Raw genomic sequence first — 15,781 nt, forward strand, 5'->3', positions numbered from 1 at the left:
CATTTATCTAAAGAGAGCATTTCCAATGGTTGCGGCTGTCGACAACAAGTTATTCATGTTTGTGGAAAGTATGCCGGCTTTTCCGAAAAGCGTGCAAAGTATTTTAAAGTTAGCCGATGACAATCAATCTTCCGCCAAGGATTTTGTACAAATTATCGAATGCGATCCGGTGATGACGGTCAAGATTTTGAAAGTTGTTAATTCTCCTTATTACGGTTTGCCTCAAAAAATTAGTTCAATAACGCGCGCTGTCGTCCATCTTGGAATCAATACGGTCAAGAATATGGCGTTGGGCATTGCGGCAATCGGTGTTCTTAAGCCCGATAAAAAAGCGGGCTTAAATGCCAATGGTTTTTTAATGCACTCTTTGACTACCGCATTGATCACAAAATTACTCGCCGAGCGACAAGGTTTATCGCCAAATAAATGCAGCGATTATTTCGTTACCGGTTTATTGCATGACTTTGGAAAGTTGGTTTTTGCGCAGTGTTTGCCCGAATCCTTTAGTAATGCGTTGATGGAAAGCCGTAAGCGGAGCGTTTCTTTACATTTGATGGAGCGGGAGTATTTAGGTATCGATCACGCTCGTTTGGGTAAGCTACTAATTGATAAGTGGTGCTTTTCTGAAGGCATCGGTGCTGCGATCGAGCATCATCACGATGAGGACGGCTCCGACGTCTTGCGCGATAGTGTTGCTGTAGCTAATCAAATCAGTAAAATCTTGCGTTTTGGTGACGGCGGTAATCCGGTAATCGATAAGTATTCGGAAGCGCAGTTCTCGTTGTTCGGTTTGTCTTTGGATGAGCTGATCGTTTCTCTGGGTGATTTGAGCTCGATCAGAACAGAGGCTTTAATGATGATTAGTTGCGAGTAATCGCTTAGGGTCTGGGTATGCGGATTTTTTGCATGACGCTATGTATGACTGCGTGTATACCCATCGTAGATCAAACCCTAAGCACTCCCGACATTTGAAGTGCGAAACGAATATTTTCAACGCTGAATCGAGGGATTGCATGCAATTGAAGTTCAGAGGCGTCCGTGGCTCCATTCCGACACCAGGGCCTAATACTGTCAAATATGGCGGGAATACTACCTGCATAGAAATTCGTACCGATAGCGGGGAGTTAATAATTCTCGATGCGGGTACCGGTATTTATTCGTTATCGCAACAACTGGATAAGGATAAGCCGGTCGATGCGCATATTTTCATTACCCACACGCACTGGGATCATATTCAAGGGCTGCCTTTTTTTGCGCCGGCGTTTATGCCGGGTAATCAGATTACGATATACGGCGGGTTGGATCCAGTCACTCAACAAGGCATACAAAGGGCGCTGGCTGTTCAATTACAATACAGTTTTTTTCCGATTCGGGAGGCCGAGTTAAAAGCTACTGTTCGTTATGTGACTTTGACGCCAGGTAAAAGCGTTATGGTGGGCGATGCCCGAATTACTCCGTTATTGCTTAATCATCCTGTTCTAAATTTCGGTTATCGTATCGAATGCGGCGGCCAGTCTGTTTTTTTTACGGGGGATTACGAACCGTTGTTTAATATTTACCGGCCCGACGATCAAGAATACGAGTCTTTTCAATCCATGGTTGATGAAAGATTCCTCGAAGTGTGTGCCTTTATACGGGGTGTCGATGCATTGATTGTCGATGCGTCCTATACCGAGGAAGAGTATGTGTTTAAAAGGGGGTGGGGGCATGGAACCTATCAGTCAGGGCTAAACTTGGCGGTCCGGTCTAATGTCAAGCGCTTGTTTTTTACCCATCACGAACCCAATCGCACCGATATGGACTTGGATAACATCTATCGGCAATTGCTCGAACAGCACCAAAAATTAGATATAGAGTTAAACATGGCACGCGAAGGTGTCGAATATGTTATCTGAAGTCGATATCGTCCGGATTTTAGAAGAAGTATACCCGTCGTAGATCAAAATTCGGCGCCGGGTGTGTCCGTCAAAGACACCAGTATCTACATTCCATCGCCCATGGTTATACCTTTCGCACTTCAAATTTTGGCAGTGCTAGAAGACACTGCCATTAAGTTAAGGATTTTTCCGTTCGCCCTGAGCCTGTCGAAGGGTGAATGGAAAAATCCTGGGCCGATAAGTTAAGCCTTCCATGGTTCGACAGGCTCACCACGAACGGCTTAACTTAAGGCAGTGAGTGCTAGAAGAGGGGCCTGGGTGTCCGACAAAGCCTTTGCGAGCGCTATGGATGGCGTGAATGTCGATTTTGCAGGAGCAAAAATCGACCTAGCACCCCGGTGCCTCCTCAGACACTACCGAAATTTGAAGTACGAAAGGTATAATTCAAGAGTTTCATGTGCTCCATCTTTAAGTTGCCGAATTCAGATGCATGTTGAAAAAGCGTAAGGAGCATCGAAATTTTTTCGAGTTTATGACAATTCAAAGTTCAGCCATTGATCGAGTAATTGATGGATTTCGTCGACGCCTTGTCTCTTTAATGCCGAAAATAATTGAACCGTGACTGGGACTTGAGCTCCGGAAATTTCTTTTTGCACGGCCAGTAAGGTATTTTTTGCCGCGCCGAATTTCAATTTATCGGCTTTAGTTAGCAGAATATGTAAAGGCAACCGGGATTGTTTGCACCAGTCCACCATTTGTAGATCGAATTCGGTCAGTGGATGGCGAATATCCATCACCAACACAATGCCGCATAACGTTTTACGATTATTTAGATAGGTTTCGATCATGCGGTGCCATTGTTTTTTGATTTCCAATGGTACTTTGGCATAACCATAGCCCGGTAAATCGACAAAGCGTGTGCTTTCCGTTATCGAGAAAAAATTCAATAATTGCGTTCTCCCCGGGGTTTTGCTGATACGCGCCAACGATTTTTGACCGGTTAACGTATTGATTGCACTGGATTTACCCGCGTTGGAGCGGCCCGCAAATGCAACTTCGAGTCCTATATCCTCAGGGGCGTCTTTAACGTGAGGGGCGCTGTTTATGAATTTTGCTTGATGATACACTGGATTCATCGTTATCTCGCTTAGCTAGAGTATTTAGAGTAAAATTTCCGGATAGACCCGATAGGCGTGTGCCGTTTGAGGGGCTTCCGTGCTGGACTTTTGGGTTCGCAAATCGGCGTGGTCCATTGAAAAATCGTTAGGACCGGCTTTTTTGATTTATACTTCGAGCGGACATGTTTTTGGCTTTTGTGACGAAGCTATTTTGCTTGGCGTAATGCTATTGGCTTTCTTTTTCGACCTTCAATTAGCTATGATTTTAAATGATAGACAATTGAGGTGATGAGTCTTTTACACGCGTCCCGGTGCCGAATTTTGATTTAATCATGGGTATAACTGTTTTTTTGCAATGCCGCTATCGGACAAAAGAGCCGGCTAGATAATTAAAATGTAATCGCTAGAAGTATACTATTCCGGAAGGGGAATCTAATGAAAAATAAACTATTGGCACTTTCAATTGCTCTGTTGTTCATGAGTCAGCCGGTCATTCTACATGCAGAAGGCAATAGTAAGGCAGGAAAAGAAAAAGCGACCGCCTGCGCGGGGTGTCACGGCGAAAACGGCAATAGTGCGGTCACTAATTTTCCGAAGTTAGCTCAACAACATGCCTCTTATCTGATCAAGACGCTTAATGCCTTTAAAAGCGGCGAGCGAAATAATCCGATGATGAGTCCGATCGCGATGGGCTTGAGCGATAAAGATATGGCTGATATTGCCGCCTATTATGCCGAGCAAAAGATTTCGACGAATAGTCTACCGGTCTTGCAAAAAGACGAAGATGACGACGAAGATGATAGTGAGGATTCTGCAGATGCCAGCGAAGACATCAAAGAGCTATTGGCCTTAGGCAGTGATCTTTACCGGAATGGGGTGTTGGCGAGTGAAGTGTCTGCTTGTATCGCTTGTCATGGTCCGTTTGGAGAAGGGAACAGGCCGGCGGCATTTCCTGCGCTTAAGTCGCAGCATGCCGATTATTTGATCAAGACGCTCATAGATTTCAAAAGCGGCGAGCGGAGTAATAACCCCGAAAATATGATGCATATGATTGCCAAAAAAATGACTGAACGCGAAATCAAAGCGGTTTCTTATCATATTTCGGTCATGAAGTAAGCAATGCGCGATTGCTTTTATAAAGCGACTTATACTCATCGTAGATGAAATTCAGCTTCGGGGTGCTCGTCAAAGGACGCCGTAAACCCAGCCCCCAAGGCCTCCTCCGGCACTGCCGAAATTTGAAGTGCGAAAGGTGACCGCTATTGTAATCCTCCGATTAAGAGCATTTCTCACGATCCGTGTGCTTGTTTAACGACCGAACCCGCTACAAAACTCATAGCTCCAGGAAGTTATTTTTCACGAAATCCTTAGCGGATCGGTAAAATCAAATTTCCCGCTATGTCATTTTTGCCCGGCTTTAATATTTTATATACCCGTCGTAGATCAAAATTCGGCGCCTGGGTGTCCGCTAAAGGACGTCGTAAATACGTCCATGTAGGCAAAGCCTTTATGAGCGCCATGGATGGCGTGAATGTCGATTTTGCAGGAGCGAAAATCGACCGGACACCCAGGCGCCTCCTCAGGCGCTGCCGGAATTTGAAGTGCGAAAGGTATATTTGTCTTTCTTGGCGTCAATATGTTTTTATCGAGCCTGCATTTTTAAGGAGAACTTGAATCATGTTAAATAATAAAATTGTTGCTAGTGGTTTTTTTGTGTTATTTGGTTTAGCCGGCCTGGTAAATGCAAAATCTCCGGGTTACGAAGTCTTGTCTACGCCGCAACCGACTCAAAACCCCGATAAGGTCGAAGTGATCGAGTTCTTTTGGTACGGCTGTCCGCATTGCTATCATTTGGAACCCGATTTGAACAAATGGCTAAAAACTAAGCCCGATAATGTTGATTTTATCCGGCAGCCGGCTATCTTTAATAGCTTATGGGAAAAGCATGCCAAGGCGTATTTCACCGCAGAAGCGCTGGGTGTCGTCGATAAGGTGCATGCCGATTTCTTCGATGCGGTTCAGAACAAAAAACAAAAATTGGAAAGCGAGGATCAGCTGCTTAAGTTCTTTAGCGAACATGGCGTTACTGAGATCGATTTCCGCAATGCCTATAACTCCTTTCCTGTCGATTACAAAGTGCGCCAAGCTAAAACCATGGCGGCTCGTTATGGCGTCAATGGCGTTCCCGCTTTGATTATCAACGGTAAATATCGTACAAGTGGGTCACTGGCCAAGACTCAGCAAAACATGATTGATGTCATGAATCGTCTGATAGAAAAGGAAAGTTCCAGTCAATAACATTAACGCCCGATGGCTCCGGGTTTAATCAGAGGTTTGTTCGATGGTTGCTTGGTCTAGGAAAGATTTCGATAGCGAATGGAAAGGTAAGTATTTTAAGTTGCTGCATGAGCAGGAAACTGCCGACAAGCAAACGCAAGAAAACGAAGCGCTGCTATGTAAAACAATAGCCCGGCTAACTTTAGCGGCGAAAGGGTTGAATCATCAACTAGACCCTTATTTGATGCGGATTCATAAAACGGTTAAATCCGGGTTGAAGAGTGCGCAATTAAAAATAGAACTCGAAGGCTTGACCAAGTTTTCACTCAATATCGGTGATTCCGGGATGAGTGCTTTCGATGCCGTGCTTTTGTTTGATTATTTGCTCAAATTGTATTCCGATGACAAGACCGTCAAGGTTTTAAAGGTATTGCAGCAAAAATTCGAAAGCGGTGAATTTAAAACCAATGATGAGTTGTTTTTGGCCTTGGTCAATGCTACTGAGCCTCAATCTATAGAGTCTTCCTCCACTCCATCGGGTCACGCCGACAAAATCAAAACAGAGATTCTCAGTCAGCAGCTTCTATTATTGTTAGAGGATATTGAAATTCCATTCGAGTTCGAGGAATCGACCGAGCGGTTAAAAGCGCGACTGCAAAATCAGTCTTCGGCTTCTTCGTTCAAGCAATTATTGAACGATTATGTTTCGCTGTTGGTTAAAATTAAAAACCATATTCAATCCGAACAAAAAGATATTAAAGATTTTTTGTCCGAATTGACCGAGCAATTGACCGAATTAAGCTTGCAGGCGATCGGTGCGAATGATGCGAATCGACAAACTCAGATCAACCGTAACGAACTGGATCGCTTTGTATCGATACAAATGCAGGAGTTGCAAGACAGCTCTGCTAAAGCAACCACATTGGAACCGCTAAAGCAGTTAATAGGCACTCGGATTGAGCTGATTAATAAGGAAATTCTGCATCATCGGGAAAATGAGGAACGAGCGAGGGAAAAAACCGAGCTACAGCTCAACGAATTGACCGATAAAATCAAACGCATGGAAAGCGAATCGAGTGACTTGAAATTAAAGTTGTCGATAGCGTTAGATAGAGCATTACGCGACCCTTTGACAGGGCTCGGTAATCGAATGGCTTATGATAATCGTCTCGACCTCGAAATAACTCGTTGGCAGAGGCATAAAAGCCCATTGACGCTGATCATTTGGGATATCGATCATTTTAAAAAAATCAATGATACATTAGGCCATAAAGCCGGCGACAAGACGTTGAAAATCATTGCTAAATTATTGAGCGAAAACTGCCGGCACTTGGATTTTTTGTCGCGCTTCGGAGGGGAGGAGTTTACAATGTTGCTTCCTGAAACCGATCAGGAATCGGCATTGACACTGGCCAATAAGTTACGAAAAATTATCGAAAAAACACGTTTCAACTCGGGTAACGGGTTTCTCACTATCACCTTGTCCTGCGGGATTAGTCAATTCCGAGAGGGCGACACGGCCGAATCAATTTTCGATCGGGCTGACAAGGCCCTTTATCAAGCCAAGCAAATGGGTAGAAATCGTTGTATGGCCGGATGAGTCTTAACTGTCTCGGTAATAAGTGAGTCGTAAGGTTATGGTTAGCTGCGCGTACTTTTTTAGGCTGAGTATTTGCGGAAGACTTGCGAAATGGTAAGCGGTGCGGTCTTCATGCGGGGCGGGTTATACCTTCCGCACTTCAAATTTCGGCATTAGCCTATGGAGGTGTCGGGATGTTAGGTCGATTTTGCTCCTGCAAAATCGACATTCACGCCATCCATGGCGCTCGCAAAGGCTTTGATAGCATGGATGCTATCATAGAGCCTACATGGACGTATTTACGGCGTCCTTTGACGGGCACCCCGGCCCGAAATTTGACAAGCAAAGGGTATATTCAACCCGACCCGAACGTTTTGATTTGCTTTGGCCACGGCCCTAGGGCGGGGTTGCAAACCGTGCGACTTGCCAAACAAGGACGTTTTCGGATATACCCATCGTAGATCAAAATTCGGCACCGGTGGTCCGTCAAAGGACGCCGTGACCCTAGCCCTAAATGATCCAACATAATTAACCATAGACAATGGGCTATGGAATTTAGGTGCTGGGTGAATACGTCCATGTAGGTCCCTCACCTAGCGTTAGGTGAGGGACAGAACGCCCAGGTGCCTCCATAGGCTAATGCCGAAATTTCAACTGCGAAAGGTATAAAGCATGTAGCCCGTATGCAGCGTAGCGGAATACGGGAATGGCGTAGCTCCGAGCTTCCCGGATTGCGCTACGCTCCATCCGGGCTACGCAGTTTAGACTTGCCGGAAGAGATCGGTAGCGATTTGGCAGCTGGGTGCTTCGCTTAGCTTGATGCACATGGGTAGCAAACCCCGTCCCGCCAAACAATTCGGTCTGCAACAATATTTCAAGTCACTTAATTATCGTCTAGCCGTCAATTTATTTCGAGGTTGCTTGCCTATGTTCATCAATACTTTAGCGTTGATTATCGCGCAAGGCAGCCTGATCGGGCTTGCCGAGGTGTTTATCGTAGCTGTTTGTCTCTATGCGGTATTGTATATTAGTGCTCCCTTTCCGGAGCAGGAAGCTACGGAAACGGCGCTTTCGACCGACGGGGCTTACCAGTATTTATTGGCTGGCTGGTTAGGCGAATTCCAATTGTGGCGGATTTTTTGGCCTTTTTTTGTGGTCTTGAATGGCGCTTTATATGGAGCGGATTATTGGGTTTGGACCGGGGGCATCAGTGTCTCGAGTTGGTGGAATATTCATTTTATTCTGGCGGCGCCTGTGCTTTGGTGGGCTGTCGGTATATGGCGAAGTTCACCAAAAAGCAGTTCTCGTCTGTGGATCGCTATGTCCAGATTAGCTGTATTTGGCGCCCTAGCTGAATTCGGCATGAGGCTCTATATCTATTTCAATTTACCCAGGCAGTTTTTCAATTGCGAAGAGTTGATGTTGGATTATTTTAGTTGTTTTTAAGCTGAATAATCGTGAAAAGACTGTTTTTTGCGTTATGGCCGGATGAGGCGGTCCGAAGTAAATGCGAAGAGTTGGCGCGTCGTTTGTTAAAGACTGGCGATAGGTCAGTTAATCCGGGTAACCTTCATGTGACATTGGTATTTTTAGGGGCTGTTAACGACGTGTTCGAGTCGGCGATGGTTCAAGCCGTCGGCGAAATGAAAAAGCTTGAGCCGGTCACGATCCATTTCGATGAGCTTAGTTTTTGGCGAAAACCGGGCATAATATGCTTAACCAGCAGTAATCCGGACGATAAGGCGATGATTTTAGCCGAGAGTTTGTCGGCAATGGTTTCATCGCTCGATCATCCTATTGATGGGCGAGCCTATCGGCCGCATGTGACACTGATAAGAAAAGCCAAGCAATCGTTTCAAACGGAATTCGAACCGATTATTTGGCATTCCAATACTTTTTGTTTAGTCGAATCCTGTTCCGCGCCTGGGGGCGTTGATTATCGGGTTATTCGGCAGTGGTCGCTGCTGGGCTAATATACCCATCGTAGATCAAAATTCGGCACCGGGGTGTCCGCCAAAGGACGCCGTGAATACGTCCATGTAGATACTCTATGCCAGCTCCGTGCTGGCAAAGCCTTTGTCGGACACCCCTGCGCCTCCTCGGGCACTGCCGAAATTTGAAGTGCGAAAGGTATAAAGTATCGATGATTCGTTTCGCGGATTGATTTTGGTGCGGAGCTTTTTACTCCTCGGTAATCGTTTCCACGCGACTGGTAAATCGTCCATTGGCCAAACGAGTCAATACAACAGCGTCTTTTTCGATTTGCCGGGTCGAGCGAATTACTGCGCCGGTTTCCGTGTCGGTGACGAGTGCATAGCCTCGATTTAGCGTTGCCAAAGGACTGACCGCATGAAGCGTTTGGCCGGCTTGGTTGAGCTGCTGATGTAAGTGTTCGAATTTTCGTTGCCAGGCGTTATTGAGACGCTGCTGAAGATAATGTTGTTGTAGGGCAAGGCTGTTGATTATGCGCTCAGGCGATTGGTTATGTAGCTTTGCCGATTGAGTGTCTAGAGTCGAGCAACATTGCAGCAGTTTGCGCCGAGTCGCGCGGGTGAGTCTTAGCTCCAGTTCGTCAAGGCGTTGGGCGTTAGCGGCTAGTTTTTGGCCGGGGTGTTGTTGTTTTAGCCGCTTATCGAGCCAGGCTAAAGTTTGTGCTTTTTGCGTAAGTTGTCTGCCGAGATGTTGCGAAAGTTTGGTTTCCAGCGCAATAAAACGACTTTGCCATTCTCGCTGATCGGGAACCGCATGCTCGGCGGCGGCGGAAGGTGTTGGGGCGCGAAGATCGGCAACAAAATCGGCGATCGTCACGTCAATCTCATGGCCGACGCCGGCGATAACCGGGATGGCGCTTGCTGCGATTGCGCGCGCGACGATTTCTTCGTTGAAGGCTTGCAAGTCTTCCAGAGAGCCGCCGCCGCGGCCGAGGATCAATACGTCGCATTGGTCGAGTGTGTTGGCCAGATTCAATGCCCGGACAATATCGTGTTTGGCGTTATCTCCTTGCACCGAAACCGGGTACAAAACGACCGGAATAGCTGGAAAACGCCGTTTTAGCACGGTCAGTATGTCTCTGATTGCGGCGCCGCTAGGAGAGGTGATGATGCCGATGCGATGAGGCAGTGCTGGTAGAGGTTTTTTGCGAGAGGCGTCGAAGAGTCCTTCCTTCGATAATTGATGCTTAAGCGCTTCAAAGGCCATGCGCAGTGCGCCGTCTCCGGTTTCCTCGAGGTTTTCGACGACTAGCTGATAGTCGCCGCGAGGCTCGTATAAGGTGACTTGTGCGGTTGCAATCACTTGCAGTCCGTTCGCCGGCTTAAACTTGAGGCGGCGCAGTTGGGTTTTGAACATCGCGCAACGGATTTGCGCGGCAGTATCTTTCAAGGAAAAATAAATATGGCCGGAAGAGGGAGTGCTTAAATTGGAGATTTCGCCTTCTACTCGAACCGAGAAAAAATGCTCGTTGAGCACTCGTTTGCTTTCCCGGTTGAGTTGTGAAACCGTATAGAGTTTATTGTCGAGTGTTAAGGGCATGTCCGTTTAGGTTTTTTGTTTAAGTTCTCGTTCGATTTGTTGCATATAGCGTTGTATGCAGGATTCGAAGGCGGGTGATATCGAGGTGAGTCGGCAGCCTATTTTCATGGTTTTGTCCGGCTTATTCGGGTTTAATGGTATGCGGTAGAGCACTATAAACTCGATCGCGTCTTCTCCAAGGCCATCCAAGGCCAATCGGCAATCTTTAAAGATTTGACCGGGCGATAATATCCGGTTAAGCGGTTCCGAATCGTTTAACAAGGAAAAACCGGGGATACTAATATCGTAGAGACGAAGTGGAATGACTTTGTCTGCAACGCTTAGTTTTAGATGGCTGGTTTTCGAAAGTGGCGATTTAATTCGATAAAATTGACGGCGTTGCAGCCACAGCATGCTTTCAGGTATCGGCATTGCAAAGACGGCATCGCCTTGATAGTTGGTTTTGGCGATGTCTTTGCCCTCGAATTTTATTTTAATGCCCGACAATACGGTGCGGAAGACTGCATTTGATGTGCCCGGTAATTGTCTGTTTTGGTATTCCTTGGGGCTGAGATCGAACAGAAGGCTATGTGTGTCCGTATCGATGGCAATTAATGTGGTGATGAACGATTCGTTATTGCCGATGTTTAGATTGATTAGGGCCTTCTCGTTAATCAGCAGCGTCAGATGATTGATGATCTGGCGTTGGTCGCGTACGATGTGATCCGATTGCTTGTTCATAATGGGGTGCAAATAAGTTATAAAAGTACAGCCTTTATGGCGAAGCATGGTTCTGCGCCGATGTGCAGTTTGAGTCGTTGCAAGCATCAAGGATCTGTGGTGGCGAGTTTTTTGTCGGGGCAGAAATCCGTCAAAATATTCGGAGTATTAATGTGACAGGCTGAAAATTGATGTGCAATCGGTCTATCAAACGATTTGATATTGTAGAATATTTGATCGATAAGTCTATGAGGTATTGAAGCGCGTGGCGTGGTTTTTGTTGTTATGTGCGGGTTTGGCGGAAATTGTTTTTGCATTAAGCTTAAAGTATAACCAAGGATTTACTCGTCTTTGGCCAAGTTTGACGACAATCGTTTTCGGTGCGGCCAGTTTTTATTTGCTAATGTTGTCAATTAGAACGTTACCGCTGGGTACTGCATACGCGGTATGGACCGGCATGGGCGCGGTCGGGGTTGCCGTTATCGGTATCGTGCTTTTTAAGGAGTCCGCTGAAATTTTGCGGTTGTTTTCCATTATTCTGGTTGTTGTCGGATTGGTGGGACTGAAGTTAACACATATCGAATAATCAGTATGTTGCATTTGATTTTTCAGTCATCCGAAGTGGATGCCGTTTTAGAGCGTATTGAAGCCGGCGATGCGGTGGTTTTTTTAGGTTCGTCAATACTTCGTCTGGTCGGGCGAGGGGGTTTGGCTAAGGTTTTGACGCAATCGGCTAAGTCTTGTTATTTGTGTGCATTATCCGATGATTTGTCTTTATTCGGTATCGACCGGGGCGATTTGATTGATGGAATCAGGGTTATCGAATATGTCGAGTGGGTCGAATTGGCAGCTACGCATAAGCAGTCGTTGTCATGGTGCTGAATGCCGAAGGGGAATTTCCCGCCCTGACGGATCAAGGGTTTTTGGTCGATATGAATGACTGGAGCGAGGCGGTGGCGCGCGACCTTGCTAAGGCCAACTCGATTACATTAAGCGATGCGCATTGGGAAATCATTTTTTTTATTAGAGGCTATTATCTTCAATTTAAACACTTGCCAAACGCCAGGGTTTTTACTAAGGCAGTAGCTAAGCATTTAGGTGCGGAAAAGGGCAATAGCCGTTATTTACAACGATTGTTTCCGGAGGGGCCGTTGAGGTCTGCGTGTAAACTGGCCGGTTTGCCGAAGCCTCCGACTTGTTTGTAAGCGAAACCATGATAGGAATCAGCCTCGTTTGAAGCGGTGAATCAACCGACGGTCTTTTTTGTTCGGTTTGGAGGGTCTTTCGAAATGCTCGAAATTAGCCTGTTCTTCGCGTTGGCGAATAATTAATTGTTGCCGTTTTTCTCGGCTTTCCGCAGTTTCTTCGTAAAGTTGAGCCGCTTCGGAAGCGGGTCGGCGTTGGCTGTTTAGGCCCGTGACGGTAATATCCCAGCTATATTGATCCTTATGGATGGAAAGCTTGGCGCCGATGGCGATTTCCTTGCCCGGTTTGGTTCTTTGGTTGTTCAAGTGAACCTTGCCGCCGGATACCGCATCGGCAGCGAGCTTGCGCGTTTTAAAAAACCGCGCAGCCCATAGCCATTTATCCAGTCTTAACGATTCAACAACAGGCATTTACTCGTCGGTTGCGTCGCTTTTTTGCCAAGCTTGATATCCGCCCTCTAGGCTGACTGCTTTACTGTAGCCCATTTTATTGAGTACTTCGGTAGCAAGTGCCGAGCGTCCGCCGGTTTGGCAATAAACTAAGATATCGGCATCTTGTTTATTTTCGAAATCCGGGTGGTTAGCGATTTTAAATTCCAAAACACCTCTCGAAATGTTGATGGCTCCGGGCAAAGAGCCTGCAACAAACTCGCCGGGCGCTCGGACGTCGAGTACTAAATATTTGGACAAATCTGATTTTGCCGATGCAACATCCACTTCTTTGATGTTTTTCTTAGCAGCGGCAACAAGGTCCATTGCGGTCAATGACATTGTGGTTCTCCGGTTTGTAATTCAAAGCTTACAATTTTAACAATAAATATGAGTCAGCGGTGCGATTTTTTATCTATTGTTAATATCTTTCTAATTCTAATACAGATTAGGATAACATTTACAGTTTGATTTATATTCCGGAGCATTATTAGATGAATTTCGAGAAAGTCGTTTTCGGTTTTTTTATCGTATTGTCATTAACCTTGAATTTCGGTTTTTTTTTAGGGGAGATGGATAATCCCGAGCATCATAATGTTTTTGAATTATTTGCGATTATTGTCGTTAATTTTATTGCGACTGGCTTAAAGTTAGGCGATCGCTCGCAAATAGGCGCTGTGTTGCTGGCGACTAGTCTGGTTGCCGACCTGCACTTAGTGGCGGCTGCTACATATTGGACCGTTGTCGTACATGTGACTGAAACCGGATTGACGTCCGATGTAATGGTGAGCATTATCTCGCTAAGCGGCGGGGCTTTGTTGGCTAACTTCATATCCGTCATTATTTTGGTATCCGATACGTTGATGTCTCGATTGTAATGAACGATTTATACCGTTCGCACTTCAAATTTCGGCAGTGCCAGAGGAGGCGCCTGGCTGTCCGGTCGATTTTCGCTCCTGCAACATCGACATTCACGCCATCCATGGCGCTCATAAAGGCTTTGCCAGCATGGAGCTGGCATAGAGCCTACATGGGATGTATTCACGGCGTCCTTTAGCGGACAGCCAGGCGCCGAATTTTGATCTACGACGGGTATAATAGAGGGGTAGGGTATGACGGAAAGTACCGATTTAAGCCGAGTCAGTTTTATAGTAATGCGTGAAATGCGCAGGCCCGTAATGGCTTTGATTACGGTTTATGCAGTGTCAATTTTGGGAATGGTCTTTATTCCCGGTCATGAAGTCGACGGTAAGCCTCAATACTTAAGTGTATTTCACGCGTTTTATTTTATGACCTATACCGCGACGACGACCGGTTTCGGAGAAATTCCTTTTGAATTTAACGATGCTCAAAGGCTTTGGGCGATGGTTTGTCTGTATGTAAGCGTGATTACCTGGTTTTATGCGATAGGAAGTATCGTAAGACTTTTCCAGAATCCTTTCTTTGTTCGTGCGGTCGAGGAGCGAAAGTTTTCTCGGCAGGTGCTTAGAATTTCCGAGCCTTATTTTATTATCTGTGGTTTCGGCGATACCGGTAGCGTATTGGCTCGCGGTTTAAGCGATTATGGTGTGCCGGCAGTATTTATCGATGGCGATGAGGATAGGATTAGGGCATTGACGTTGAGGGATTACCGAGTGCCGATGCCGGGTTTATGCGCAGATGCAAGCGTGCCTAAGCATCTACTTGAAGCGGGAATTAGAAGACGCAATTGCCAAGCGATTGTTGCAATTACCAATAACGAAGAGATCAATCTAAAAATTTCTGCATTGGCGCGTTTGTTGAATCCGAGTATCAGAATTATTACGTTGTCAAAGGTTGATGTTTTCGAAGAAACGCTCGCAAATTTGGGGGGAGAGGTTCATATCGTCGATCCGTTCAAAATGTTCGCGAAGGTGTTGGTGACAACGATGACGCATCCTAGCTTTTATCCGTTGAATAACTGGTTGGTCAGAGCGCCGCGGGTTCGCCTCAGCGATGCTATTAAGCCGCCGTTCGGAAAATGGATCGTTTGCGGCTACGGTCGGATGGGGCATGAAATCAATCATGCCTTGGTCAAGCAAGGCATGAAGACGGTGGTCATTGATCCGCATGACTGTAGCGAAGAAGAGGGGATCGATAGTTATATCGTAGGGCGGAGCACGGCTAAAACCTTGGCGCAGGCCGGAATAGAAAATGCTGTAGGGATTTTGGCGGGAACCGATGATGACGGGCATAATCTGGGAATATTGCTGAATGCGCGTAAACTGAATGGCAACTTGTTTACCTTGGTTCGGCAAAATCGCCATGAAAATCGAATTGCTTTCGAGGCGTCGCAAATCGATATGATTATGCAGCCGACATTGGTGACCGCTCGGCGTGTTTTATTTTTGTTGGTCGCCCCGCTATTAAAGCCTTTTTTTCAGCATTTATTGAAAGACGAACCGGGTAGGAAGGAAGATATGGAGAAGGTGATTCAGCAACTCGAGAAAAAAATCGGACGTAGGCAGCCTCATTTAATCACTGTGGATGTTGTGAAGGAGCGCTGTAGCGCTGTCACTGCATGCTTGGAGGAGGGGGAGCAGGTGCTGTTAGGGGATATCTTAAAGCATCCCGATAATTTTAATCGAAAACTTGATTTAATTGCCTTTGTCGTTAAGTCGGGAGAAGTGATAAGTGTACTTCCCCCAGACGACTATCGAATTAAAATCGGCGATCAAATTTTGTTTTGCGGTACCGGGGCGTCGCGGCGCTTGCTGAATGCAACGCTTAATAATGAATATAATTTATTCTATGTACGCAACGGTGTGCATTTGCCTAAAGGCTATTTCATGCGTTGGTATGCTCAACGGCAGAACCGGCCGGTTGCATGAATGGATAAGGTGGAAGGTGAAAGATGAAAGATGAAAGATGAAAGATGAAAGGTGAAAGGTGAAAGGTGAAAGGTGAAAGGTGAAAGGTGAAAGGTGGAAGGTGGAAGGTGGAAGGTGGAAGGTGGAAGGTGGAAGGTGGAAGGTGGAAGGTGGAAGGTGGAAGGTGAATGGGCGGATTATGGGAGGAGTTAGTGCTTGATTCGTGTTTCGGGCGTCC

General features: G+C 46.2%; 17 protein-coding genes. 12 read left to right on the top strand and 5 right to left on the bottom strand.

The annotated features are described in order from the left end of the window. Nucleotides 1-25 precede the first annotated feature (25 nt). Both EQU24_RS02445 and EQU24_RS02450 read left to right on the top strand, forming a co-directional pair. The gene (locus EQU24_RS02445; protein ID WP_017841023.1) at nucleotides 26-874 is read left to right on the top strand and encodes an HDOD domain-containing protein; all 849 of its coding nucleotides are present in this window, start codon (nucleotides 26-28) and stop codon (nucleotides 872-874) included. Nucleotides 875-1,013: 139 nt separating this feature from the next. Beyond that, nucleotides 1,014-1,895 carry an MBL fold metallo-hydrolase gene (locus EQU24_RS02450; protein ID WP_017841022.1) on the top strand — a complete coding sequence of 294 codons (882 nt, stop codon included), beginning with the start codon at nucleotides 1,014-1,016 and terminating at the stop codon, nucleotides 1,893-1,895. A gap of 512 nt (nucleotides 1,896-2,407) precedes the next feature. On the opposite strand, the gene yihA is transcribed toward EQU24_RS02450, so the two are convergent. After that, complete coding sequence (gene yihA / locus EQU24_RS02455; protein ID WP_017841021.1) at nucleotides 2,408-3,013, bottom strand: ribosome biogenesis GTP-binding protein YihA/YsxC; 606 nt, start codon at nucleotides 3,011-3,013, stop codon at nucleotides 2,408-2,410. Nucleotides 3,014-3,430: 417 nt separating this feature from the next. On the opposite strand from yihA, the gene EQU24_RS02460 reads away from it, so the two are divergent. From EQU24_RS02460 to thpR, 5 genes are all read left to right on the top strand, one after another. After that, a complete protein-coding gene (locus tag EQU24_RS02460) occupies nucleotides 3,431-4,111 on the top strand; it encodes a c-type cytochrome (RefSeq protein WP_017841019.1) in 681 nt (226 codons plus the stop codon). 561 nt (nucleotides 4,112-4,672) lie between these two features. Next, on the top strand, nucleotides 4,673-5,293 hold the full coding sequence (locus EQU24_RS02470) for a thiol:disulfide interchange protein DsbA/DsbL (RefSeq protein WP_017841018.1): 621 nt from the start codon (nucleotides 4,673-4,675) through the stop codon (nucleotides 5,291-5,293). Between the two features lie 43 nt (nucleotides 5,294-5,336). Beyond that, entirely contained in the window at nucleotides 5,337-6,872 is a 1,536-nt protein-coding gene (locus tag EQU24_RS02475; protein WP_017841017.1) for a GGDEF domain-containing protein, read from the top strand. A gap of 804 nt (nucleotides 6,873-7,676) precedes the next feature. Then, the gene (locus EQU24_RS02485; RefSeq protein ID WP_017841015.1) at nucleotides 7,677-8,297 is read left to right on the top strand and encodes a hypothetical protein; all 621 of its coding nucleotides are present in this window, start codon (nucleotides 7,677-7,679) and stop codon (nucleotides 8,295-8,297) included. 11 nt (nucleotides 8,298-8,308) lie between these two features. After that, on the top strand, nucleotides 8,309-8,824 hold the full coding sequence (gene thpR, locus EQU24_RS02490; protein WP_017841014.1) for an RNA 2',3'-cyclic phosphodiesterase: 516 nt from the start codon (nucleotides 8,309-8,311) through the stop codon (nucleotides 8,822-8,824). Nucleotides 8,825-9,032: 208 nt separating this feature from the next. On the opposite strand, the gene xseA is transcribed toward thpR, so the two are convergent. Beyond that, on the bottom strand, nucleotides 9,033-10,382 hold the full coding sequence (gene xseA / locus EQU24_RS02495) for an exodeoxyribonuclease VII large subunit (protein ID WP_017841013.1): 1,350 nt from the start codon (nucleotides 10,380-10,382) through the stop codon (nucleotides 9,033-9,035). 6 nt (nucleotides 10,383-10,388) lie between these two features. Continuing rightward, on the bottom strand, nucleotides 10,389-11,102 hold the full coding sequence (locus EQU24_RS02500; protein WP_040575327.1) for a flagellar brake protein: 714 nt from the start codon (nucleotides 11,100-11,102) through the stop codon (nucleotides 10,389-10,391). Nucleotides 11,103-11,346: 244 nt separating this feature from the next. Here EQU24_RS02500 and EQU24_RS02505 point away from each other — a divergent pair, with 244 nt between their 5' ends. From EQU24_RS02505 to EQU24_RS02515, 3 genes are read left to right on the top strand one after another with little or no spacing between them, the layout of a single operon-like run. Next, entirely contained in the window at nucleotides 11,347-11,667 is a 321-nt protein-coding gene (locus EQU24_RS02505; RefSeq protein ID WP_026130209.1) for a DMT family transporter, read from the top strand. A 5-nt stretch (nucleotides 11,668-11,672) separates the two neighbouring features. Further along, nucleotides 11,673-11,963 (top strand): DsrH/TusB family sulfur relay protein, encoded by a 291-nt coding sequence (locus EQU24_RS02510; RefSeq protein WP_017841010.1) that lies wholly within the window; start codon nucleotides 11,673-11,675, stop codon nucleotides 11,961-11,963. After that, nucleotides 11,954-12,286, top strand: coding sequence for a TusE/DsrC/DsvC family sulfur relay protein (locus tag EQU24_RS02515; RefSeq protein WP_017841009.1), 333 nt, complete (start codon nucleotides 11,954-11,956; stop codon nucleotides 12,284-12,286). The genes EQU24_RS02510 and EQU24_RS02515 overlap by 10 nt, the downstream gene beginning before the upstream one ends. Before the next feature lie 18 nt (nucleotides 12,287-12,304). On the opposite strand, the gene EQU24_RS02520 is transcribed toward EQU24_RS02515, so the two are convergent. Continuing rightward, the gene (locus EQU24_RS02520; RefSeq protein ID WP_017841008.1) at nucleotides 12,305-12,697 is read right to left on the bottom strand and encodes an RNA-binding S4 domain-containing protein; all 393 of its coding nucleotides are present in this window, start codon (nucleotides 12,695-12,697) and stop codon (nucleotides 12,305-12,307) included. Next, nucleotides 12,698-13,057, bottom strand: a complete 360-nt coding sequence (locus EQU24_RS02525; protein ID WP_014146910.1) for a rhodanese-like domain-containing protein — start codon at nucleotides 13,055-13,057, stop codon at nucleotides 12,698-12,700. Between the two features lie 152 nt (nucleotides 13,058-13,209). On the opposite strand from EQU24_RS02525, the gene EQU24_RS02530 reads away from it, so the two are divergent. Both EQU24_RS02530 and EQU24_RS02535 read left to right on the top strand, forming a co-directional pair. After that, nucleotides 13,210-13,593, top strand: a complete 384-nt coding sequence (locus EQU24_RS02530) for a DUF6394 family protein (protein ID WP_014146911.1) — start codon at nucleotides 13,210-13,212, stop codon at nucleotides 13,591-13,593. Between the two features lie 234 nt (nucleotides 13,594-13,827). Then, entirely contained in the window at nucleotides 13,828-15,564 is a 1,737-nt protein-coding gene (locus EQU24_RS02535) for a potassium channel family protein (RefSeq protein WP_017841007.1), read from the top strand. Nucleotides 15,565-15,781: the final 217 nt, after the last annotated feature.

Origin of the sequence: Methylotuvimicrobium buryatense (genome assembly GCF_005931095.1) — a bacterium.
Lineage (GTDB): Bacteria > Pseudomonadota > Gammaproteobacteria > Methylococcales > Methylomonadaceae > Methylotuvimicrobium > Methylotuvimicrobium buryatense.